Below are 20,626 nucleotides of genomic sequence, written 5' to 3' on the forward strand. Positions count from 1 at the left end.
GGTTCCTGGGGGGGGTGGTGCGCCCCAGGCCAGCTCCCACAATTCTGAACTCGGAATCCCGACTACGGATATCGTCGCCACATGGCCCGTTCCTGTGTGTTCTGCGGCGGTACGCCCGTTACCAACGAGCATGTCTATCCCCGCTGGTTGGCCCAGGGATTCCCTGAGGTCCCGCCCACTGAGCGCGCAACCATGGTCTCCCACTCCGATCACAAAGGTCTGCGACTCCACTCCGGCCGCATCCTCACCACCCAGGTCAAGGCCGTGTGCGAGCCGTGCAACAGCGGCTGGATGAGCGCGCTTGAAGGCCGAGTCCAGCCATACCTGCTCCCCATGATCAAGGGCGAGATCACAGAGCTGCCGCCGGAGGCTCAAGAGGTACTGGCGACCTGGACTGTCAAGACCGCCCTGATGTGCCAGGTCTTGCATGCTCAGAAACCACCCCTTGTACCAGCCGAACTCTTCACGGACCTGTACCGGGATCGGGCACCTGCCGATGAGATGAAGGTGTTCTGCGCCTACAGGATGCAACCCAACTATCTCAACGGCCCGAGCCCCATCGAGCACCGCTCCATGCCGAGCAGGAACCGAGACCGCACAGAGGACGGGCAGGAGTTCGAGCGGTGGGTCACCGTGGTGACCATGCGGATCGGCTTCGCGGTGCTTCAGCTCATGGCAGCCGGCCCCAAGGGGCTGCGGTACGAAATCGGGCACGGTGACTTCGCTCCCTATGTACAGACGCTGTGGCCCGTACGGGAGACGTTCTCCTGGCCCCCGCTCGCCATGAAGAGGGTCAAGGAGTTCGACGCCTTTGCAGACCCCCTCAGCGAGGTGAAGCGGCCGTTCCCGCGACACTGAGTCCTGCCGAGGCGCCAGTGGAACCGGATCACCCAAATCGATCGCACCTGTAGTACAGGTGCGATTACTGTCCTAGCATGGACGACTTCCTCTCTTTCGAGAGCTTCTTCGGAGGCGCAAAGAAGGCTGCTCACCGAGCCATGGACGAGCATGGACGAGGCGAATACGACAATTTTGCTCTGCAAGGCGGTGTCGCCATCGAGAAGCTCGCCAAGGCGGTTCTGGTCTCGATGAATCCTGTCTACCTGCTAGAGATGCGCAACGGGAATCCAGACATGCTCCTGTATCTAGGTGGACACCTTGAGTTGAGCGAGGACAAGGTCCGCACGGTCGGCGCCAAAGACGCCATCAAGCGGCTCCGCACTCTGGGCATACTGCCGCCCGACCCTCAGCTCGACATGCTCATCGAACTTCGCAACGGCACCGCTCACACCTCGACGGGAGACAGGGCTAAATCCCTACTTCCAGCCTTTGTTGAAAGCTCATGGATTCTACTCAAGAAGGTGGACATAGACATCGGCGACTTCTGGGAGCGCTGGTCGAGTGCGGTGATCATTGCCGTCGATGAGCAGCGCAGCGAGGTCGAACGAGATGTCGAGATTCGGATCAGGCAATCTTGGCATCGCTTCGAAGACCGCTTCGCGGGCCTACCTGACACTGCACGAGAGCGGGCGCTCGCGCAGCCTTCCTCCACGCCATACCCATTCGACATGAGCCATTTCAGAGGACCGAACAGGTCTCATTACTACATCCTTGCCACCGTCGGGTGCCCCTGTTGCGGAGGCACCGCCATGTTGCAGGTCCAACCGTCGAGGGACACCAAGCTCGATCCTCGGCTTCACATGGATGCCCTGCACTGCCCGTTTTGCCTTCTGTCACTGGAAAGCGCGGCTGAAGTCAAGGCGGCGGGCGTCCAGAACCCCTGGGCATTGGAAACTCCACCGCAGACCGTAACCGTGACTGGCTTCCAAGTCCTGGATACCGAGTCAGAAGACTAAAGGCCTGACATATCCCCCGAATCTGTGGCTACCTGCCGTGGCTCACGTATGCCCCCACAGCGCCGGGTCCTCCTGCGCACACCCCGCGAGGAGGTCCCCCGTTGATACCTGAGCCGCTCAGATCCCTGGCCGCAGCCGAGGACTCGGGCCCCAACATCGGCAAGCTCATCGGCCAGTTCGCCCAGTACGGCATCGTCGGCGTGGTCGTCGTCCTGCTGATCCTCGGCGTGATCGTCCCGAAGTACGTCATGACCAACCTCACGGCCGACAGGGACAAGTGGCGCGAGGCGTTCGAGAAGGAACGCGAGGCCCACCAGCTCACCCGCGAGCAGCTCGCGAAGGCCGAAGAGCGCGGGGACGTCGCAGTGGAGCAGGGCAAAACCCTCACCCACCTCCTCGAAGAGCTGGGACACCGGCCCCAACTGCGCGGGAGCGTCTGAGATGTGGCCCTTCACCCGACAGGTACACACGTCTCCCGAGGCGGAGACCGCGAAGAGGGCCGCCGAGAAGTCCCTCCAGCGGGCCCAGGCCCACCAGCCTGAGGTCGAGGCCAAGCTCACCGAGAGCCGCCGGGTGGAGGAGCAGCTCAGAGCCCACAACAGAGCGAACCGCTACAGCGACTGGATCGAGGGCATTGTCCTCGGCCGGCTCAGCGACGGTTGAGAGGAGGCTCCATGTACGTCCTCGTCCTCTACGTCCTGCTCGGCATCGGCCTGGCCGCCTCGGTCGGGTTCCTCGTCCTGCACCGGCCCCGGCGCTTCTTCCGGATGGTCGAGATCAACGCGTCCTGGTGGGTCATCATCATCGGCCTGCTGTACGCGCGCTCCCTCGTGCTGCTGGGAATCCGCGGTGCGCACCCCGAGTCATTCTGGGACGCGGTCATCGGCATCGGCTTCCTGGCCGCGATCGACGCCCTCCTCCTGGTGCGGTTCTTCTCGTATCTCCGGTACCTCCGGGAGAACCCCGAAGGCCCTCCCACGGCCTCCTGAGCCGCTTCCCCCTGACGGCCCCTCCGGGTAACGCGTAACGGCACCGGAGGGGCCGTCCTCATTCCCGCCAGACCTCGAAGGAGGCCCCATGCCTGACCTCTGGATGCCCGGCGCCGAGCGCCTGGATGTAGGAGACCACGCCCCCACCGACGGCGGCCCCGCTAAGGCGGTGGCACACGTGACCTGGGACCGCTCCGCCACGAAGGCCAAGCCCCAGGACCTCGTCCCGTACGCCAACCTGCGCTCGTACTTCGGCTCCAACTCGGCCGGGCGCCAAGTCGCTCCCCATGTCCTGTGGGACCCGTTCACGGGCAAGGTCGTCCAGTTCTTCCCGGCCAACTCCCGCTCCCTGTCGCTGCGGGATCTGGCCGGAGGGACCCGGACCAACCGGGCCGGCTCGGTTGTCATCCAGGTGGAGGCGCTCTTCTTCCCTTGGTGCCGGGTCGGCGGGAAGACGTACGAGAAGCTCACCGACACCCCGTGCAAGGGGTGGGACGAGCTGCATGCCTGGGTGGCCTCCTGGGGCGTGGCGGACTCCTGGCCGATGGGGAAGCCCGACGGCTTCACGCCGAAGCGTGACGAGCGGATCTGGCGGATCAGGAGCGGCTGGTACGCCCACGCCCAGGTCCCGGAGAATGACCACACGGACCCGGGCTTCTGGCCCGACTTTCTGACGGTCAAGCCCTCCACCAGCACCGCGAAGTACGAGCCCTTCCCGGGCCAGTCCTTCTTCATGAGCGGCTCGAAGCCCGCCCTGGGCAAGTCCACCCCCATCTTCACGGCCATGGGCAAGAGCCTCGTGGCCGAGGGCTGCGGCCTGTACAAGGAGGGCCCCGGCCCCAAGCTCGGCCAAGCCGACGTCGACTCGTACGAGAAGTTCCAGCGCAAGTTGGGCTTCACCGGCCCGGCCGCCAAGTGGCCGCCGGGGCCGACCTCGTGGGCCGCTCTCAAGGTCCCGAACGTCTAATCTGGTACCTACCTCGCACCTCTGGCGCAATACGCCAAGCGCCCCCGATCTCCTCGTGGAGGTCGGGGGCGCTTTCGTGCGTCTAGCGCTGGTTCCTCTTCTCCAGCTCTTCGACGTAGTTGTACGCGGCGTTGCTGCCCTGCTTGCCAGGCGAAAGCTTCACGATCGCCTTATCCTTCTCAGGGTTCCCGCTGAGGTACGCCTCGGTGAGGACGTACGGCAGGCCGTCCACCCGGAACCGGATGCTGCCGTCCGGGTACGCGCTGACTCGGACTCTTCGACCATCGGGAAGCTCGATCGGATCGGCAACGAAGTGCGCTTTGAGCGGCTGATCAGCCATACAGACCTCCGGGTCATACAGGCTCGACAGAGCGCTCAACGTACCTCCGTCCCGCTGACTGGCGTCGGCAACCTGGTAAGAATCTTGTCGTGGATGCTGGAGTTGCGGCCGTCTTGGGTGCGGCCATCGGCGGTGGGTTGGCCGGACTGACGGCCATAGGCACGAGTTGGTTCAACCTCAAAACGACCCGTCAGCAACTCACGGCACAGCAGTACGAGGCAATGCGTCAGCGCCGGTCTGAGAGCATCCGTGAACGGCGGGAGCCACGCGCCAAGTGCTATACGGACTTCATGGCCGGAGGACAGCGGTTCGTCAAAGCGCTCGGGCAAGCACACATGCAAGGCACATCAGACGTCCATTCGCAGGCCAGGGCCTTGGATGATCTGCTACACCCGATCGTGATCTGGGGTCCTGAGAGTGTTGCTGCGACGGCGCGTGACGTCTGTGCGGCAGCAAGCCGCCTGAGCCACAAGATTCGCACCGAAGAGGTACCCGTCCCGGCCATGCACGGGCTTGAAGTGGCAGAGCGGCTGCGAGACTTCATCGAAGCGGCCCGCGCCGCTCTGGAAGAGGACGGCAATGTTCCGTAGGAAGCCGTCCTGATCAGTCCTCCAAGTCGATAACGAAGTCCACCACGGTCGCCCTCGAACAAGACCACCTGGGACGCTCCGTGTGTCCCGAAGGGCTGATCGCCCGATCTCAGATCGCCCCCTCCGGCTTCGGCCGTGAGGGGGCCTTCTTTGCGTTCAGGCGGTCTTGACCGTGAGGCCCTCATGGGTGACGGTCATAGAAGTCTGTAGAAGCTAAAGGACTTGGGGAGAGCCATGACGCTACGGTTCATCGCGAAAGACCCGGAGACCAACGGGGACAACTGCCCGACCGTCTGGGTCGACGAGAAGAGCGGGGACTTCGTCGTCCAGGGTTGGAAGGCGGATGCGGAGACGGAGCGGGAGTGCCTGGAGACGGGCGGCATCCCCGACACCGAGGCGGTCGTCCGACTCCCGGCGCGCATGGTGGAGGCGATCAGGGAGGCGTGTGATGTCGCAGCCGGTTCCGCCGTTCGCTGACCTCCTGGCGAACTGCCGTCACAGCGCCGTCCACCTGGAGACCAGGGACGTTTACGGGGTCGAGAACGAGGACGAGGACTTCGCCGCCTGGCGAGCCGGCCATCGGCACACCCCGGAGAACCGGGACGAGTGGTGGAACGACTTCCACACCTCCGTGGCCGAGGCCGTGGAGCGGGGCGTGAGGGTCCGCCGGGCCCGAGTCGTCTCTGAACCCCTCTCGGAGTACGTGAAGTACGAGCACGCGTCCACCTTCCAGAACGTCCTGGCCGGGGAGGAGGTCCGGTGGCTTCCGCGTCGGTTCGCCTCGGACCTGCTGATCCCGGGCAACGACCTCTGGCTCTTCGACACCGACCTGATCCGCTTCGGTCTCTTCTCCGGTGACGGGACCTTCGTGGGCCATACCCTCAGCGACGACCGCACCCTGATCAAGAGCGTCTCCGAGGCGTTCGAGAGCATCTGGAACAGAGCCCTCCCGCACGACAGCTACAGCACCTGAGCGAGGAATGACCGAGTCACCGACAGCCGCCGTACAAGCTGCCCGGCGCCAGCTCGCCGCCCGCCTGCGGGAGATCCGCAAGGAGGCAGGTCTGACGGCCACAGAGCTTGCAGGGCGGCTGGACTGGTACCCGTCCAAGGTCTCCCGCATCGAGCACGCCCGGACTCCTCCGTCGATAGCCGACATCCGGGTCTGGTGCGCGGCCTGCGGAGCTGAGAGCGCGGCGAACGACCTGGTGGCCTCCGCACAGTCCGCCGATTCGATGTACATGGAGTGGCGCCGGGTGCAGCGCACCGGCCTGCGGCACCTCCAGGAGTCCCGGGTCGAGCTGTACGAGCGCACCCGGCTGTTCCGGATCTACTGCTCCACCGTGGTCCCCGGACTCCTCCAGACGCCCTCGTACGCCACGGCGCTCCTCAACTCGATCTCCCGTTTCCACCGGACGCCGAACGACGTGGAGGAGGCGGTGGAGGCCCGGATGCGTCGGTCCCGGGTGCTCTTCATCAACGGCAACCGATTCTCCGTGCTGATCGAGGAGTCCGTCCTCCGGTACCAGGTAGGCGATGCCGAGACCATGGCGGGCCAACTGGGCTATCTGCTCACGCTGATGTCCCTGCCCTCGGTCAGCCTCGGCGTGATCCCCTTCTCCGCCTCACGCCCGCTCTGGACCCTGGAGACCTTCAACGTCTTCGACGATGCCCGGGTCCACGTCGAACTGCTGTCAGCGGCCGTGAAAATCACCGCTCCCGGCGAGGTCGAGCAGTACGTCCGGGCCTCCAAGGAGATGGCGGACATGGCCGTATACGGCAGCGCGGCACGGGACTTGATCACGGCTGCCATTGCCCATCTGGGGTAGGACTCGTAGAAAACCATAGAAAAGCGTGGAGGCATCGTTCGCGCCTTCCCTACCGTCGCAGCACACCGCTTGCTGTCGGGTCATCTCGCACCTCTTGAACGGTCTATGACGCACAGTCAGGCGGCGTCCCTGGACGTTCGACAGCCGACGAGGTCCCGATGCCATTGACCACCTCATCCCGCCCGACAGGGCACCCCGGATACTCCGAGACCCTCCCCGGCCTGGAGGAGAGCGCCGAGGCCGCCCGCAAGCTCGTGAGGACGGCGCTCGCCACCTGGCACCTGGACGAGCTGACGGATGCCGGGACTCTCGTAGTAACCGAGTTGGTGGCCAACGCGGTGAAGCACACCAACGCCCGACACATCCGGGTCGTCGTCTCCAGACCGAGCGAGAGGTTCGTGCGGATCGGCGTGGTCGACAGGGCCCGCGTCATGCCGGAGATGACCAAGCCGGGCGACGACCTGATGACCTGCGGCCGGGGACTCCTCCTGATCGACGCCCTGGCCGAGCGCTGGGGCACCGACATGTACCGCTGGGGCAAGCAGGTCTGGGCCGAGCTGTTCTGTAGGCCGGCCGCATGAGTGAGCAGACGCGGACGACGGCGTGGGTCGGGGATCAGGTGCACGACTCCAACGCGGGCCGGGAGGGGATCGTCACCGACATCAGGGCCGGTACGTACGTCCTGCGCCCCCTGCACTCCTGGACAGACCTGTGGACGGCTCCTGACGTCGGGTGCCTGGAGATCACCGTCTCGCGCGAGGAGCGGCTCAGGCGCCGCGAGGAGGAGCTGTGACCCGCATACCGGAAGACCGCATGAGCGTGCTCCTCTCGGCGTACGAGTACGAGTTGGGTTCCTGCTTCCGATGCCCCCGCAAGGGCACACAGGTGACCCGCATCGGTGAGATCCGGAGCGAGGAGGGCGAAACTCCTCTGCACGCGTGCCGGGAGTGCGTACAGGAGCTGCTCGTCATGCACGAGCGCTCCATGGAGCGGATGGACACCCGGCCCCGGGTCATCCAGTTCCCCCGAACCCCTCGCGGAGTAGAGGCCGACTGACCGGCTCCCCCCTACCCGCGAGGAGAGAGGCTCCGGTCGCCACAGAACGGCAGCCGGAGCCTCTCGTCACAGCACGATGATCGTTCCGTCCGTTGCCATCCTCGCGTTCCACGGGAGGTTCGAGGAGTCGAGAGCGTTGACCGATCCGGTCCAGGCAGGTGCCACGGGCCACTCGGATCCACCGCCCTGAAGGTATTGCTGGGCATACAGCGTGGACGGGTTGCCGACCGTAATCATGCACCTGTCCGGAAATGCAGAACTGAACCCGACGTGGACATAGGCCGTCGGGTTTTCCGCCTGCGCTGCCGTAGTAATTGAGGCCACACTCGTCTTATTCGAGTTGTTGTCGTTCCAGCTATCCGCGCACGCCTGGAGGCCATCGTCGACGGTGACCTCCGGCTCCGCAGAAGCGGAGTTCTGCACCTCCACATCAACCGACTGAGCTGCACCGATCCACACGGCAGCACCGACGAGGACAGCGGCCAGAGCGACGACGGCCACCTTCTTCCGCGTCGACATAGAGCGCCAGAATCCTGGCTTCTCCGGAGGTCCTGACGGGAGCGGCGGGATACCTCTTGGGCTATTTAAATTCATGGATCCGACACTAAGCGGTACGACCCCTCTGAACCTCATCCACCGCACATTCCTGAGGGATTTCCAGCAGAATTCAGATACTGCACCGCACTGGCCGATATCCTGCGCTATCGCGCCGTCAGCTCGCGCCACTCCCGGAGGCGCTGGGCGTTGCGCTCGTTCCTCTCCCGACTCCGCCTGTTAGCGCAGGGTCGGCAGAGCCGCTTCCCCTTCGGGTTCCGGTACACGTTCTCCTCGGTCAGCTCGTGGCCCCACTTGCAGACCTCCTTGAGCCGACGGTTGGCCGACTGCTCCGACTTCGTGGCCCAGCGGCAGTTCCCGGGCTCGTACGAGCCGTTCGTGTCGATGCGGTCCAGCGTCAGCCCTTCCGGCCGGACCCCCATGTCCTGGAGGAAGTTCTCGAAGGACCTCCACCGCTCGCACACCGTGATCCCCCGGCCGCCGTAGCTCTCCCAGCCCGTAGCCTTCGGGTTGGTGCACCGCGTGATCATGCCCTGCCAGGTCTTGTACGTCGGGGTCCCGGTCATCCCGTGGGTCAGGTGAGGAGGAGCCATCTCCTGGCGCACGCACCCACAGGAGCGGGTCTTGCCCCAACTCCCCCGAGCGAGCGTCCAAGGCTTCCCGCACTCACAGATGCAGTGGATCTTGTACGGCACGACTTCGGTGACCGTGAGGCGATCGAAGCGGTCCCCCGGCCAGATCTTGTACTTGGGCTCGATGAAGTAGGCCACCAGACGCTCCGAAAGTCTCAAGTAGATGAGTGCGAATGAACGTATGGTGGGCGACCTTGAGGACATCCACCCCGCCCAGCAGCGCACCCGCCGGTGACCTCAACAGCGCCCGCTGGGCCGGGGGTTCGAGGTCCCCGAGGAGCAGAAACCGCAGGCCGCCGGAGCGCACGAGCAGGCTGACGCTCGCGTCGTTCGGGCTCTCCGGCGCGACGACCGGCCACGCGCCGGGCGGCGGGGGCCACACCACCTGCCAGGCCAGGGCCCCCGTGCGCCGCTCCTCCCCGACGGCGGCCCGGGTGAGGGGAACGCCCCGCCGCGCCGCCTCCCTGCGCACGAACTCCACCTGGTCCGCGGGCTCTTCGAGGCCGGTCGTCTCGATCGCCCCCACCGCCCGGCCCCGCAGCACCCCGGGCAGTCCGGCGACGTGGTCCGCGTGGAAGTGGGTGAGCACGACGAGCGGCACCCTGGTGATCCCCAGCGTGCGCAGGCACCGGTCGACGAGCTCCGGGTCGGGTCCGGCGTCCACGACCACGCCCGTTCCCTCACCCGCCGCGAGGACGGTCGCGTCGCCCTGTCCGACGTCGCACATCACGAGCCGCCAGCCCGGCGGCGGCCACCCGGTGATCACCCGGGTCACCCCCGGCGGCTGCGCCACCACCAGCGTGAGCAGCAGCCCGCAGACCCCGCACCACCAGGGGTGCCGCAGCAGTCCCCGGCCGGCCAGGACGACCGCGCCGGTGACCAGCGCGAGCAGCCCCGCCCCGGCCCAGCTGCCGGGCCAGTCCACCCCGGCGCCGGGCAGCGCCGCCCCGGTACGGGCCACGTCCGCGATCCATCCGGCGGGCCAACTCGCGCACCACGCCAGCGCCTTGGCGACCGGCAGGGCCGTCGGCGCGGTCGCCAGCGCGGCGAATCCCAGGACCGTGGCGGGTGCCACCGCGAACTCGACGAGGAGGTTGCAGGGCACCGCCACCAGACTCACCCGCGCCGACAGCACCGCGACGACCGGTGCGCACAGCGCCTGCGCGGCCCCGGCGGCGGCCAGCGCCTCCGCCAACCGGGGTGGCACCCCGCGCCGGCACAGGGCGGCGCTCCAGCGGGGCGCGAGGGTGAGCAGTGCCCCGGTGGCGAGGACGGACAGCAGGAAGCCGTAACTCCGTGCCAGCCAGGGGTCGTAGAGCACCAGCAGCAGGACGGCCGTCGCGAGCGCCGGGATCAGTGATCGGCGGCGCCCGGTCGCCAGGGCCAGCAGGACGACCGCCCCGCAGGCCGCGGCCCGCAGCACGCTCGGGTCGGGCCGGCACACGACGACGAAGGCCAGCGTCAGCGCTCCGCCGAGCAGCGCCGTCGCGCGCAGCGGGATGCCGAGCCGGGGGGCCAGTCCTCTGCGCTCCACGCGTTGGGCGAGCCCGGCCGGGCCGATCAGCAGGGCGAGGATGATCGTCAGGTTGCTCCCGGAGACGGCGAGGGTGTGCGCGAGGTCGGTCTCCTTGAACGCCTCGTCCAGCTCCGGTGTGATGCGCGAGGTGTCGCCGACGACCAGGCCCGGCAGCAGCGCCCGCGCGTCCCCCGGCAGCCCGTCGGTGGCCTCCCGCAGCCCGGCCCTGAGCCGCCCGGCCAGCCGCTGCGCCCCCGACGGGCCCGCCACGACCTCCGGCGCCCCGCGCCCCCGGACCCGCGCGACCGCCGCGACCCGGTCCCCGCCGGCGAGCGCGGGCGCCAGCCGCGCGGTGATCCGGACCCGGGTGGAGGGCAGCAACCGGAGCCAGGGAGAGGTCCCTTCACCTTCCCGCCCCTTGTCGCCACCGTCGATGAGCAGCAGCACCGGCGTCCGCGTCACCACCGTGCCGTCGCGCGTCCGTACCCGCCGCACCTCCGCGTCGGCCATCACGGAGACCGGCGCCATCCGGTCCCCGTGGACGCGGGGCCGGGTGAGCCGGGGGTCGGAGGTGATCTCGACCTCGGCCGTGACGGTCGCGTACGCGCTCGCCAGCGCGGGCACCGGCCCCCGGCGAAGATCGGCCCCGTGCAGCCCGGCCGAGGCGGCGGCAGCGGCCACGCACAGCAGCACCGCGCCGACGGCGACCCGGCCCCCCGACCGCCGGCCCCTCACCAGTACCGGTGCCGCCACGATCACGCAGACCGCGACGATCCCGGCGACCCACTCCCCCGGGACGTCCAGCGTCAGCGCGGCCGTCGCCCAGGCGGCCAGCGCGGGTGCCACGAGCCGGAGGTCGGCCGGCCCCTCCTGGCGTGGATGGGCCGCGCCGAGCCGCCCGGGGGCGGCCTGGTCCCGGGACATGGGCGTCATGGCCGTACGAGGTTGCGGAGATCGGCGAAGCGGCGTTCGCCGATGCCGTTGACCTCGCGCAGCTCGTCGACCGAGCGGAAACCGCCCTGCCGGGTGCGGTAGTCGACGATGTGCTGGGCCAGGACGGGCCCCACGCCGGGCAGGGTGTCGAGCTGGTCCACGGTGGCGGTGTTGAGGGAGACGGGCGCGGCGGGCCCGCCCGCCGCCGCACCGGCGGCCGGTGCGGGGGCGGCCGGTGCGGGAGCCTGTGGGCCGCCGCCCACGACGACCTGCTCCCCGTCCACCAGGAAACGCGCCCGGTTGAGCCCCGCCATGTCCGTGCCCGGCTTGGCCCCGCCGGCGGCGCGCAGCGCGTCGGCGACCCGCGATCCGGCCGGAAGCCGGTGGATGCCCGGTTCACGGACCTTGCCGCTGACGTCCACCACGATCTCGGCCGCCGCGGAAGGGCCCGCGCCGCTCGCCCCACCGGCCGGTCCGGAACCCGCCGCCGTCGCGCTCGGCCCGCTCGGCTCGCCGAACGGCGCCCCGGCGCGCACCACTTCGGGCGCCCGTACCGCCTGGGTGCGTCCGCCCCAGAAGTGCTGCACGGCGAACCCCGCGGCGACGACCAGCACCACCGTGAGCGCGACCGCGTTGCGCCGCTCCAGCCCGCATCTGGCCTGGAGCCACACCGGCAGCCGCTCCCGCAGGGCGAGCCCGGCCCGGCCCCGCCACTCCTCGGCGCCGGAGACTGGGACAGGGACGACGCCGGGGACGACGGGAGCCGCCCGCACCTCACGCTCCTCGTCGGCGGGCTCGCTCCCCCGCTCGGCGAACATGGTCTCCGCCCGGCGCCGCAGTTCGTCCGCCGACGCGTACCGCTGCCCGCGGCCGTGCCGTGCGGCGGCCCGGCGGCGCTGCCGGGCGCGGACGTCGGAAGCGGGCCCCCGGCCCGGCCCGCTGGCCGGGAGCGCTGTGCGTGTACGTGATCGAAGTGCCATGCGAGGAGGATCGGGCACCCCGCCCAGCCGCGATGATCTTGCTCGATTTCCGTGGATCACCGCCCGGTTGTGGAAAACCCGGCCACCCGCACGAGTGAGCGACACCGGCACCCAGCACCCGCACCCGCCGCACCCGCACCGGATCGCACCGGATCGGATCGGGCGCCCCGGCCCGACCCCCTCGGGCCCGCTCACCGAGGAGAGACGACCGCCCCCAGCAGCCCCGGCCCGGTGTGCGCCCCGATGACCGCCCCGACCTCGCTCACATGCAGGTCCGCCAGGCCGGGCACCCGCACCCGGAGCCGTTCCGCCAGGGCCGTCGCGCGGTCGGGTGCGGCGAGGTGATGGACCGCGATGTCGACCTGGGCGCCGCCCGCCCGGTCGGCGACGATCTCCTCCAGGCGGGCGATCGCCTTGGACGCCGTGCGCACCTTCTCCAGGGGCTCGATCCGCCCGCCCTCCAGCTGGAGCAGCGGCTTGACCGCGAGCGCGGAGCCCAGCAGCGCCTGGGCGGCGCCGATCCGGCCGCCGCGGCGCAGATAGTCGAGGGTGTCGACGTAGAAGTAGGCGGAGGTGCCTGCGGCCCGCTTCTCGGCGGCGGTGACCGCGTCGTCGATGGTGCCGCCGGACTCCGCGGACTCGGCCGCCGCGAGCGCGCAGAAACCCAGCGCCATCGCGATCATCCCGGTGTCGACGACCCTTACCGGCACCGGTGCCTCACGGGCGGCGAGGACCGCCGCGTCGTAGGTGCCGGAGAGCTCGGCGGAGAGATGGAGGGAGACGATGCCTCCCGCTCCGGAGTCGGCGACCTCGCGGTAGGTCTCGGCGAACCGCTGGGGGCTGGGCCGGGAGGTGGTGACCGGGCGGCGTTTCTGGAGCGCCTGGGCCAGGGACCGGGTCGAGATCTCGGTGCCCTCTTCGAGGGCCTGGTCACCGAGCACCACGGTCAGGGGTACCGCGGTGATGCCGTGGCGCTCCATCGTCCGCGGCGGCAGGTAGGCCGTTGAATCGGTGACGATCGCGACATGGCGGGACATGAGCTGGAGGTTACCTGGCGTAGCGCCCGGGCGGCAGCCCGACCCCGCTCACCTGGAGAGGCCTTGACCGGATCAAGTCGTGCTCTCGGGACGGGGCTTCTTCTGCCAGGGGCGGGCCACCCGCTGACCGGGCGGGGTGATCGCGGGCGGCGTCGGTTCCTCGGCGGTGCGGGCGCCCGGGGTGTCGGGCCACGTCTGCTGCCGGGTGGCCGCGGAGTCGGCCTCCGGCGCGTCGGGCCACGGGGGCGGGGCGGCGGCCGGGGTCTCGTCGGTGGCCGTGGTCCAGTGCCGCAGGGCTCCGGCCTCGACGTCGATCTGGGCGCTGAGGCTGTCCAGGTCGTCGTCCGCGAACCGGCGGGCGCGGTCGCGGGCGGCCCAGCGCAGGGCGTCGGCGGACTGGACGACGCGTTCGGTGCGCTCGCGCAGCGCGGGCAGCCGCTGGGCGAGCGTGGGGCGGTCGGGCTCGGACTCCAGGCGCCGCAGTTCGCCGTCGAGTTCGTGTCCGTGGGCGCTGAGCCGCTGGAACAGGCCGAGGGACTCCTTGAGGGACTCGTCCTCGGCCACGCCCGCGTGCAGGGCGTCCTGGGTGGCGCGCATCGAGGTGCGCAGCCGCAGCCTCAGTTCGGCGAGTTCGCCGGCCGCGCCGGGCTGGACCATGGACTTGGCCCGAAGCGTGTGGTCCTCGACGGTGCGGCGGGCCTGGGTGATGGTGCGGTCCACGCCCCGCTTGGCGGCGCCGACCACCTTGACCGTCGCGTACGCGCCGAGCACCAGGAAGAGCACGAAGAGCAGAGCCACCACCGCGATCACCGCCTCCACGAGACTCCTCCTCCGACCGGGCACGAGCTGATCCGTGCCGCCCTTCCACGGTAAACGCAACGGGCAGGCCCGGAGTTCCGGAAGAACCCCGACCCTGCCCGCACCGCACCCCTAGGGGATCCCAGGCCCGGGACGCCGGGCGGCCCCGTCAGGCCGGAACGATGTTCACCAGCTTCGGCGCCCGCACGATCACCTTGCGGATGCCCGCCCCGTCCAGTGCCGCGACGACCTTCTCGTCGGCCAGCGCGACCTTCTCCAGCTCCTCGTCGGAGATGGCGGGCGAGACCTCCAGGCGGGCCTTGACCTTGCCCTTGATCTGCACGACGCAGGTCACGGACTCGTCGACGACGTACGCCGGGTCGGCGACGGGGAAGTCCCGGTGGACGACCGAGTCGGTGTGGCCCAGCTTGCGCCACAGCTCCTCGCCGATGTGCGGGGCCAGCGGCGCGATCAGCAGCACCAGCGACTCGGCCACGGACCGCGGCACCGCGCCGTCCGCCTTGGTCAGGTGGTTGTTCAGCTCGGTGACCTTGGCGATGGCGGTGTTGAAGCGCATGCCCTCCAGGTCGCCGCGCACCCCGTCGATGGCCTTGTGCAGGGCGCGCAGCGTGTCCTCGTCGGCCTCGGCGTCGGAGACGGCGACCTCACCGGTGGCCTCGTCGACGACGTTGCGCCACAGCCGCTGCAGCAGCCGGAACTGGCCGACGACCGCGCGGGTGTCCCACGGGCGGGAGACGTCCAGCGGGCCCATCGCCATCTCGTACAGGCGCAGGGTGTCGGCGCCGTACTCGGCACAGATCTCGTCCGGGGTGACCGCGTTCTTCAGGGACTTGCCCATCTTGCCCAGCAGCCGGGAGACCTTCTCGCCCTGGTAGTAGTAGGCGCCGTCGCGCTCCTCCACCTCGGCGGCCGGTACGGCGATGCCGCGCGCGTCCCGGTAGACGTAGGCCTGGATCATGCCCTGGTTGAACAGCTTGTGGAACGGCTCGGCCGACGAGACGTGGCCCAGGTCGAACAGGACCTTGGACCAGAAGCGGGCGTACAGCAGGTGCAGCACGGCGTGCTCGGCGCCGCCGACGTACAGGTCGACACCGCCGTGCGGCTGCCCCGCGCGCGGGCCCATCCAGTACTGCTCGATCTCGGGGTCGACCAGCTTCTCGGAGTTGTGCGGGTCCAGGTAGCGCAGCTCGTACCAGCAGGAACCGGCCCAGTTGGGCATGGTGTTGGTCTCGCGGCGGTACGCGCGCGGGCCGCGGCCGTCGCCCAGGTCCAGGGTGACGTGAACCCAGTCCTCGTTGCGGGACAGGGGCGTCTCGGGCCGGGTGTCGGCGTCGTCCGGGTCGAAGGTGCGGGGCGAGTAGTCCTCGACCTCGGGCAGCTCCAGCGGCAGCATCGACTCGGGCAGGGCGTGGGCGATGCCGTCTTCGTCGTAGACGATCGGGAAGGGCTCGCCCCAGTAGCGCTGGCGGCTGAACAGCCAGTCGCGCAGCCGGAAGTTGACGGTGCCCTCGCCGGTGCCGGTGCGCTCCAGCCACTCGGTGATGCGGGCCTTGGCCTCGGCGACGGGCAGGCCGTCCAGGGAGACGCCTTCGCCGGAGGAGTTGATGATCTTCGCCTCGTAGGAGGAGAAGGCGTCCTCCCAGGTGGCGGTGTCCGTGCCGCGGCCGTCGGTCGGCTCGACGATGCAGGTGATCGGCAGCTCGAAGGCGCGCGCGAACTCGAAGTCGCGCTGGTCACCGGCCGGGACGGCCATGATCGCGCCGGTGCCGTAGCCCATCAGGACGTAGTCGGCGATGAAGACGGGGACCCGCTCGCCGTTGACCGGGTTGGTGGCGTACGAGCCGATGAAGACGCCGGTCTTGTCCTTGGCCTCGGCCTGCCGCTCGACGTCGGACTTCGAGGCGGCCTGCGCGCGGTAGGCGGCGACGGCCTCGGCCGGAGTGGCGTGCCCGCCGGTCCACACGTCGTGGGTGCCCTCGGGCCAGGCGGCCGGGGTGAACTTCTCGACCAGCGGGTGCTCGGGGGCCAGCACCATGTAGGTCGCGCCGAACAGGGTGTCGGGCCGGGTGGTGAAGACGGTGATGTTCTCGCCGTCGATGGGGAAGTCGACGCGGGCGCCCTCGGAGCGGCCGATCCAGTTGCGCTGCTGCAGCTTGATGGCCTCGGGCCAGTCCAGCGCGTCCAGGTCGTCCAGCAGCCGGTCCGCGTAGGCGGTGATGCGCATGTTCCACTGGCGCAGCTTGGACTTGAAGACGGGGAAATTGCCGCGCTCGGACCGGCCGTCGGCGGTGACCTCCTCGTTGGCCAGCACGGTGCCCAGGCCGGGGCACCAGTTGACGGGCGCGTCGGAGGCGTACGCCAGGCGGTACTCGCTCAGGACGTCGGCGCGGTCGGCGGCGCTCAGGGTGTCCCAGGAGCCCCGGCCACCGGGGACGGCCCGCTCACCGGACTCGAACTGGGCGACCAGCCGGGCGATCGGACGGGCCTTGCCCGCCTCCTCGTCGTACCAGGAGTTGAAGATCTGCAGGAAGATCCACTGGGTCCACTTGTAGTACTCCGGGTCGATCGTGGCGATCGAGCGGCGCTTGTCGTGGCCCAGGCCCAGCCGGCGCAGCTGGCTCTTCATGTTGTCCATGGCGGCTTCCGTGGACACCCGGGGGTGGGTGCCGGTGGCGACCGCGTGCTGCTCGGCGGGCAGGCCGAAGGCGTCGAAGCCCAGGGTGTGCAGGACGTTGTGGCCGGTCATCCGCTGGAAGCGGGCGAAGACGTCGGTGGCGATGTAGCCCAGGGGGTGGCCGACGTGCAGACCCGCGCCGGAGGGGTACGGGAACATGTCCATGATGAACTTCTTGGGCCTGGCCACCAGCTCCGGGTCGCCCGCCAGGTCACCCGTGGGGTTGGGTGCGGCGTAGGTGCCCTCGGCGTCCCAGAAGTCCTGCCAGCGTGCCTCGATCTCGGCAGCCATGGCAGCCGTGTAGCGGTTCGGCGCGGCCGCTTCCACGGCGGCAGCGGGGTTCGTCTCGCTCATGATCCTCAAGCTCCATCGATCGTCTCTGCCGGCGACTGTGCCTCCCGGGAACTTCCGAACCACCGTCCGGAACGTCCGGAGCTCCTCGGGAAACGAAAAATCCCCTCACACAGGAGGGGACGCCGCGCTGACTCCGACCTGCCGGTTCGTCCGGCGGTCGGGACTGATCAGCGCGGCTCGCTAAGCAGAAGGCGTACGGCACGCATGGCGTCAGGGTACCGCAGCCGTTGAGCAAGCTGCGACGCAGATACGTATGCCCTCTAGGCACAGGGTGCCGAGCACTCTGTGCCCAGATGACGGACGGCGTCGAACGGCGTCGGACGCCACCGAAAGAGGAGCCGCACTGAACATCAGTCAAAAGTTACTTCGCGTACCACCCGAGAAGGGGCATCACAACAGGCCCACAGCCCTTTGGTAACAACGCAATAACTCAAACCCCGTACCGATCGGTATGGCTCCACTTAGAGTGCGGCAGCGGGACCGCCTTCCCGAACTGCTCGGAGTTGCCCCCATGAACCCTCGTAGTAACAGCACGCTCCCCAAGCCGGGCCGGTCGGCCTACGGCTTCGCGACGGCTGCCGTCCTGGTTCTCATACCCGTGGTCGTTCTGGTCGGAGGTGACACGGTCCTTGACTTCCTGAACTTCGGCGCGGGCGTGCTCTCGCTCGTCTCGCTGAGCTGCTCGGTGATCTGGGGCCTGGTCGCCCAGGACCGGATCTTCCTCACGCCGCAGCAGCGGATCGTCGGCCAGGCCGTGCACCGCACGACCGCCGTCGCCTCGATCGCGTTCCTGCTGCTGCACATCACCACCAAGGTCGCGCTCGACCACACCCAGCTGATCGGCGCGCTCGTCCCCTTCTCCCTCGGCGTCACCGGCAGCGCGGGCCTGATCGGCCTCGGCTCGCTCGCCGGACTGCTGATGATCTTCGTGGGCATCACCGGCGCCCTGCGCAGCCAGTTCGCCTCCCCCGCCGAGGTCGCCGCCCGCTGGCGCGCGATGCACATGCTGGCGTACCCGGCCTGGTGCTTCGCCCTGGTCCACGGCCTGTACTCGGGCCGCGAGGCGAAGCCGATCTTCACCATCCTGTACAGCCTCTCGCTGGCCGGCGTGATCGCCGCCCTCGCCCTGCGCGCCTCGCCCCGCCCGGTCAAGCGCCGGGTCGCCGACCGCATCCAGGCGATCCTCGGCAGCCCCGACCGGTCCGTCCTCGACGACCTCGACGCGAGCCGCGCCCGCAACTCCGAGTCCGGCTCCGGCTCCGCCCTGCCGGGCTACGAGAACCCCCGCGCGCGCAGCGCCCCGTCGCCCTCCTACGAGCCCCCGGCCGCCGAGCCCCGCAACGGCTTCGCCGCCGCCTACCGCACGGTCACCCCGAACCAGGGCGTCCCGCAGCAGCCGTCGTACGGCGCCGACCAGACCGCGCGGACGGACATGCAGCCCACCCAGGCGATGCCGCGCTACGACAACGGCGGCAGCACCTCGGGCAGTTGGCCGATCCCGTCCCCGCCGCCGGTCGGCGAGGCGCCCCCGTCGGCCTACGACCCGCTCCAGGACACGGGATACAACATCCCCACCTATGGCAGTTCGGGCACCGCGGGCTATCTCAGGAGTGATGTGCGCGACACGGGTGAGTCGAACACCGCGTCCGGCGCGTACTACCCGAACGACACGTACAACAGCGGTCCCGCCACTGATCAGACATCCGGTGAGTCGTACGACTTCGGCGCACCGGGGTCGGGCGAACCTTGGAACATGCCTTCCGGAGGCTATAGGTGAACGAGGCCCTGCCCGACGTCCCCGAAGTCCGCGTGGTCGGACTTCCCCAGCTCACGTCGGGCTTCGACCTTGTCGAAAGACTCGATCTGCCCATGCACCTCAAGGTGCACGGGCCGCTCGAACCCATGGGCGGAGAGGCGCTCGCGAAACTCTCCGAGAACATCAACCTGAAGGGCCGCGGCGGCGCGGGCTTCCCGTTCCACAAGAAGCTGCGCTCGGTCGCCGAGGCCGCGATCAAGCGCGGGGTGCGGCCGGTCGTCGTCGTCAACGGCAGTGAGGACGAACCGGCCTGCCGCAAGGACACGGTGCTCATCAACCGCGCCCCGCACCTCATCCTGGACGGCGCCCTGCTGTGCGCCGAGGCCCTGGGCGCCCGCACGCTCGTCATCGGCGTGACCCGGGAGTCGACCCAGCGCTCCATGGAGGCCGCCCTCGCCGAGCGCGGCCTGAGCAACGGCCGCCGCTCGGCGCTGCGCGCGCGGGTGCAGCGCAACCCCGTCCGCATGGTGACCGGCGCGGCGGCGTCCCTGGTCCGCTCCATCGACGGCGGCCCGGCGATCCCGCCCGGCCGCAAGACCAGCGCCTCGCAGAACGGCGTGGGCGGCGCCCCCACCCTCCTCTCGAACGCCGAGACGTTCGCCCAGCTCGCCATCGCCGCCCGCATCGGCCCGGAGCGCTACGGCAACACCGGCCTGTACGACGAGCCCGGCACCGTGATGCTGACGGTCTCCGGCGCGGTCGCCCGCCCGATGGTGATCGAGGCCCCGACCGGTGTGCCGCTGCGGTACATCCTTCAGCTGGCCGGCGCCCCGCCGGTGCCGCAGGGCGTGCTGACCGGCGGCTACCACGGCAAGTGGATCGACGCGGCGACCGTCAACGAGGCGGTCGTCTCCCGCGACTCCCTGGCCGCGGTGGGCGGTGCGCTCGGCGCCGGCGCCATCCTGCCGATCACCCAGGAGACCTGCCCGCTGGGGGAGTCCCTGATGGTGGCGAAGTGGCTGGCCGAGGAGAGCGCGGGCCAGTGCGGCCCCTGCTACCTCGGGCTGCCGGCCGCCGCGCGCGGCATGGAGGACATCCTCAACGGCGGTGGCCCCGCCGCCCTGGAGGCCCTCAAGCAGGTCGCCAAGGCCGTGAAACGGCGCGGCGCGTGCTCGCACCCGGACGGCTCCGCGATGTTCCTGGAGTCGACCATCAAGGCGTTCACCGACGACCTGGCCGCCCATGTCCTCGGAAACGGCTGCGGACGGCCCGTGGAGGGCGTTCTGCCGCTCTTCGAGGGCGGCAGGGGCCCCTCGGGCATCCCGGGCGGCGGCGAGGCCGAGGAGGAGAACGGACCGAGCCGGCAGAAGATCTACGTCGACTGGACGCTGTGCCGGGGCCACGGCCTGTGCGCCGACATCCTCCCCGAGGTCTTCGAGCTCGGCGCCGACGGGTTCCCCACCGTCGCGCAGGCCCAGGTGCCCCGCTACGCCGAGGCCAAGGCGCTCCGCGCGGTGCGCCGCTGCCCCGCTCTGGCCCTGCGTCTGGAGGAGGAGTCCGCCCGCGACAAGACCCCGCCGCGCAACCTCCCGGTCCTCTCCCAGGGCCGCGGCCGGCGCGCGTTGGGCCGCTGAGACGACGAACGGCGAATGACGAACGACGAACTCCCCGCCCTCGGCGGGGAGTTCGTCGTTCGTCATGAGGTGCGGCACACAAAAAATCCCGCCAGATCGATCAGATCTG

The 20,626-nt window shown here is 69.7% G+C and carries 23 protein-coding genes; 15 read left to right on the top strand and 8 right to left on the bottom strand.

Annotated features, from left to right (window positions below; genetic code table 11):
• The first annotated feature begins 81 nt into the window (after positions 1-81).
• The 6 genes from ACIPSE_RS01350 (at position 82) to ACIPSE_RS01375 (ending at position 3,812) form a co-directional block, all read left to right on the top strand.
• A complete protein-coding gene (locus ACIPSE_RS01350; protein ID WP_401656131.1) occupies positions 82-858 on the top strand; it encodes a hypothetical protein in 777 nt (258 codons plus the stop codon).
• A 77-nt stretch (positions 859-935) separates the two neighbouring features.
• A complete protein-coding gene (locus ACIPSE_RS01355; protein WP_401656133.1) occupies positions 936-1,856 on the top strand; it encodes a hypothetical protein in 921 nt (306 codons plus the stop codon).
• Positions 1,857-1,957: 101 nt separating this feature from the next.
• Positions 1,958-2,296, top strand: coding sequence for a hypothetical protein (locus tag ACIPSE_RS01360; RefSeq protein ID WP_401656135.1), 339 nt, complete (start codon positions 1,958-1,960; stop codon positions 2,294-2,296).
• Position 2,297: 1 nt separating this feature from the next.
• A complete protein-coding gene (locus tag ACIPSE_RS01365; RefSeq protein ID WP_401656137.1) occupies positions 2,298-2,519 on the top strand; it encodes a hypothetical protein in 222 nt (73 codons plus the stop codon).
• Positions 2,520-2,530: 11 nt separating this feature from the next.
• On the top strand, positions 2,531-2,845 hold the full coding sequence (locus ACIPSE_RS01370; protein WP_401656139.1) for a hypothetical protein: 315 nt from the start codon (positions 2,531-2,533) through the stop codon (positions 2,843-2,845).
• A gap of 88 nt (positions 2,846-2,933) precedes the next feature.
• Entirely contained in the window at positions 2,934-3,812 is an 879-nt protein-coding gene (locus ACIPSE_RS01375) for a peptidoglycan-binding protein (protein ID WP_401656141.1), read from the top strand.
• A gap of 82 nt (positions 3,813-3,894) precedes the next feature.
• On the opposite strand, the gene ACIPSE_RS01380 is transcribed toward ACIPSE_RS01375, so the two are convergent.
• Positions 3,895-4,152 (bottom strand): hypothetical protein, encoded by a 258-nt coding sequence (locus ACIPSE_RS01380; protein ID WP_401656143.1) that lies wholly within the window; start codon positions 4,150-4,152, stop codon positions 3,895-3,897.
• An 89-nt stretch (positions 4,153-4,241) separates the two neighbouring features.
• Here ACIPSE_RS01380 and ACIPSE_RS01385 point away from each other — a divergent pair, with 89 nt between their 5' ends.
• The 7 genes from ACIPSE_RS01385 (at position 4,242) to ACIPSE_RS01415 (ending at position 7,627) form a co-directional block, all read left to right on the top strand.
• A complete protein-coding gene (locus ACIPSE_RS01385; protein ID WP_401656145.1) occupies positions 4,242-4,742 on the top strand; it encodes a hypothetical protein in 501 nt (166 codons plus the stop codon).
• A 234-nt stretch (positions 4,743-4,976) separates the two neighbouring features.
• A complete protein-coding gene (locus ACIPSE_RS01390) occupies positions 4,977-5,219 on the top strand; it encodes a hypothetical protein (RefSeq protein WP_401656147.1) in 243 nt (80 codons plus the stop codon).
• Complete coding sequence (locus ACIPSE_RS01395) at positions 5,191-5,715, top strand: DUF6879 family protein (protein ID WP_401656149.1); 525 nt, start codon at positions 5,191-5,193, stop codon at positions 5,713-5,715. Before ACIPSE_RS01390 ends, ACIPSE_RS01395 begins: the two co-directional genes overlap by 29 nt.
• Positions 5,716-5,722: 7 nt before the next feature.
• Positions 5,723-6,571, top strand: a complete 849-nt coding sequence (locus ACIPSE_RS01400; RefSeq protein WP_401656151.1) for a helix-turn-helix domain-containing protein — start codon at positions 5,723-5,725, stop codon at positions 6,569-6,571.
• A 158-nt stretch (positions 6,572-6,729) separates the two neighbouring features.
• Positions 6,730-7,152 (top strand): ATP-binding protein, encoded by a 423-nt coding sequence (locus ACIPSE_RS01405; protein ID WP_401656153.1) that lies wholly within the window; start codon positions 6,730-6,732, stop codon positions 7,150-7,152.
• Positions 7,149-7,364: a hypothetical protein gene (locus tag ACIPSE_RS01410; RefSeq protein ID WP_401656155.1), complete on the top strand. Its 216-nt coding sequence runs from the start codon at positions 7,149-7,151 to the stop codon at positions 7,362-7,364. Before ACIPSE_RS01405 ends, ACIPSE_RS01410 begins: the two co-directional genes overlap by 4 nt.
• Positions 7,361-7,627: a hypothetical protein gene (locus ACIPSE_RS01415; RefSeq protein WP_401656157.1), complete on the top strand. Its 267-nt coding sequence runs from the start codon at positions 7,361-7,363 to the stop codon at positions 7,625-7,627. Before ACIPSE_RS01410 ends, ACIPSE_RS01415 begins: the two co-directional genes overlap by 4 nt.
• A 66-nt stretch (positions 7,628-7,693) precedes the next feature.
• On the opposite strand, the gene ACIPSE_RS01420 is transcribed toward ACIPSE_RS01415, so the two are convergent.
• The 7 genes from ACIPSE_RS01420 to leuS form a co-directional block, all read right to left on the bottom strand.
• The gene (locus ACIPSE_RS01420; RefSeq protein ID WP_401656159.1) at positions 7,694-8,146 is read right to left on the bottom strand and encodes a hypothetical protein; all 453 of its coding nucleotides are present in this window, start codon (positions 8,144-8,146) and stop codon (positions 7,694-7,696) included.
• A gap of 182 nt (positions 8,147-8,328) precedes the next feature.
• On the bottom strand, positions 8,329-8,952 hold the full coding sequence (locus ACIPSE_RS01425; protein WP_401656161.1) for a hypothetical protein: 624 nt from the start codon (positions 8,950-8,952) through the stop codon (positions 8,329-8,331).
• Entirely contained in the window at positions 8,849-11,254 is a 2,406-nt protein-coding gene (locus ACIPSE_RS01430; RefSeq protein ID WP_401657618.1) for a ComEC/Rec2 family competence protein, read from the bottom strand. The genes ACIPSE_RS01425 and ACIPSE_RS01430 overlap by 104 nt, the downstream gene beginning before the upstream one ends.
• A gap of 5 nt (positions 11,255-11,259) precedes the next feature.
• On the bottom strand, positions 11,260-12,243 hold the full coding sequence (locus tag ACIPSE_RS01435) for a helix-hairpin-helix domain-containing protein (RefSeq protein WP_401656163.1): 984 nt from the start codon (positions 12,241-12,243) through the stop codon (positions 11,260-11,262).
• Positions 12,244-12,434: 191 nt separating this feature from the next.
• A complete protein-coding gene (locus ACIPSE_RS01440) occupies positions 12,435-13,280 on the bottom strand; it encodes a DegV family protein (RefSeq protein WP_401656165.1) in 846 nt (281 codons plus the stop codon).
• 72 nt (positions 13,281-13,352) lie between these two features.
• The gene (locus tag ACIPSE_RS01445) at positions 13,353-14,099 is read right to left on the bottom strand and encodes a hypothetical protein (protein WP_401656167.1); all 747 of its coding nucleotides are present in this window, start codon (positions 14,097-14,099) and stop codon (positions 13,353-13,355) included.
• A 148-nt stretch (positions 14,100-14,247) separates the two neighbouring features.
• On the bottom strand, positions 14,248-17,127 hold the full coding sequence (gene leuS / locus ACIPSE_RS01450) for a leucine--tRNA ligase (protein ID WP_401656170.1): 2,880 nt from the start codon (positions 17,125-17,127) through the stop codon (positions 14,248-14,250).
• Between the two features lie 511 nt (positions 17,128-17,638).
• Here leuS and ACIPSE_RS01455 point away from each other — a divergent pair.
• Together ACIPSE_RS01455 and ACIPSE_RS01460 are read left to right on the top strand one after the other, a co-directional pair.
• The gene (locus ACIPSE_RS01455) at positions 17,639-18,904 is read left to right on the top strand and encodes a cytochrome b/b6 domain-containing protein (protein ID WP_401656172.1); all 1,266 of its coding nucleotides are present in this window, start codon (positions 17,639-17,641) and stop codon (positions 18,902-18,904) included.
• On the top strand, positions 18,901-20,517 hold the full coding sequence (locus ACIPSE_RS01460; protein ID WP_401656174.1) for an NADH-ubiquinone oxidoreductase-F iron-sulfur binding region domain-containing protein: 1,617 nt from the start codon (positions 18,901-18,903) through the stop codon (positions 20,515-20,517). Before ACIPSE_RS01455 ends, ACIPSE_RS01460 begins: the two co-directional genes overlap by 4 nt.
• Positions 20,518-20,626 lie beyond the last annotated feature (109 nt).

The sequence above is a fragment of the Streptomyces sp. NPDC090106 genome, assembly GCF_044747265.1.
Taxonomy (GTDB): domain Bacteria; phylum Actinomycetota; class Actinomycetes; order Streptomycetales; family Streptomycetaceae; genus Streptomyces.

What these genes read in the sequence shown, in the direction of transcription:
- ACIPSE_RS01350 (WP_401656131.1), top strand. Translation starts at nt 82, where the DNA reads ATGGCCCGTTCCTGTGTGTTCTGCGGCGGTACGCCCGTTACCAACGAG.
- ACIPSE_RS01355 (WP_401656133.1), top strand. Translation starts at nt 936, where the DNA reads ATGGACGACTTCCTCTCTTTCGAGAGCTTCTTCGGAGGCGCAAAGAAG.
- ACIPSE_RS01365 (WP_401656137.1), top strand. Translation starts at nt 2,298, where the DNA reads ATGTGGCCCTTCACCCGACAGGTACACACGTCTCCCGAGGCGGAGACC.
- ACIPSE_RS01370 (WP_401656139.1), top strand. Translation starts at nt 2,531, where the DNA reads ATGTACGTCCTCGTCCTCTACGTCCTGCTCGGCATCGGCCTGGCCGCC.
- ACIPSE_RS01375 (WP_401656141.1), top strand. Translation starts at nt 2,934, where the DNA reads ATGCCTGACCTCTGGATGCCCGGCGCCGAGCGCCTGGATGTAGGAGAC.
- ACIPSE_RS01380 (WP_401656143.1), bottom strand. Translation starts at nt 4,152, where the DNA reads ATGGCTGATCAGCCGCTCAAAGCGCACTTCGTTGCCGATCCGATCGAG.
- ACIPSE_RS01390 (WP_401656147.1), top strand. Translation starts at nt 4,977, where the DNA reads ATGACGCTACGGTTCATCGCGAAAGACCCGGAGACCAACGGGGACAAC.
- ACIPSE_RS01395 (WP_401656149.1), top strand. Translation starts at nt 5,191, where the DNA reads ATGTCGCAGCCGGTTCCGCCGTTCGCTGACCTCCTGGCGAACTGCCGT.
- ACIPSE_RS01400 (WP_401656151.1), top strand. Translation starts at nt 5,723, where the DNA reads ATGACCGAGTCACCGACAGCCGCCGTACAAGCTGCCCGGCGCCAGCTC.
- ACIPSE_RS01405 (WP_401656153.1), top strand. Translation starts at nt 6,730, where the DNA reads ATGCCATTGACCACCTCATCCCGCCCGACAGGGCACCCCGGATACTCC.
- ACIPSE_RS01410 (WP_401656155.1), top strand. Translation starts at nt 7,149, where the DNA reads ATGAGTGAGCAGACGCGGACGACGGCGTGGGTCGGGGATCAGGTGCAC.
- ACIPSE_RS01420 (WP_401656159.1), bottom strand. Translation starts at nt 8,146, where the DNA reads ATGTCGACGCGGAAGAAGGTGGCCGTCGTCGCTCTGGCCGCTGTCCTC.
- ACIPSE_RS01430 (WP_401657618.1), bottom strand. Translation starts at nt 11,254, where the DNA reads ATGTCCCGGGACCAGGCCGCCCCCGGGCGGCTCGGCGCGGCCCATCCA.
- ACIPSE_RS01435 (WP_401656163.1), bottom strand. Translation starts at nt 12,243, where the DNA reads ATGGCACTTCGATCACGTACACGCACAGCGCTCCCGGCCAGCGGGCCG.
- ACIPSE_RS01440 (WP_401656165.1), bottom strand. Translation starts at nt 13,280, where the DNA reads ATGTCCCGCCATGTCGCGATCGTCACCGATTCAACGGCCTACCTGCCG.
- leuS (WP_401656170.1), bottom strand. Translation starts at nt 17,127, where the DNA reads ATGAGCGAGACGAACCCCGCTGCCGCCGTGGAAGCGGCCGCGCCGAAC.
- ACIPSE_RS01455 (WP_401656172.1), top strand. Translation starts at nt 17,639, where the DNA reads ATGAACCCTCGTAGTAACAGCACGCTCCCCAAGCCGGGCCGGTCGGCC.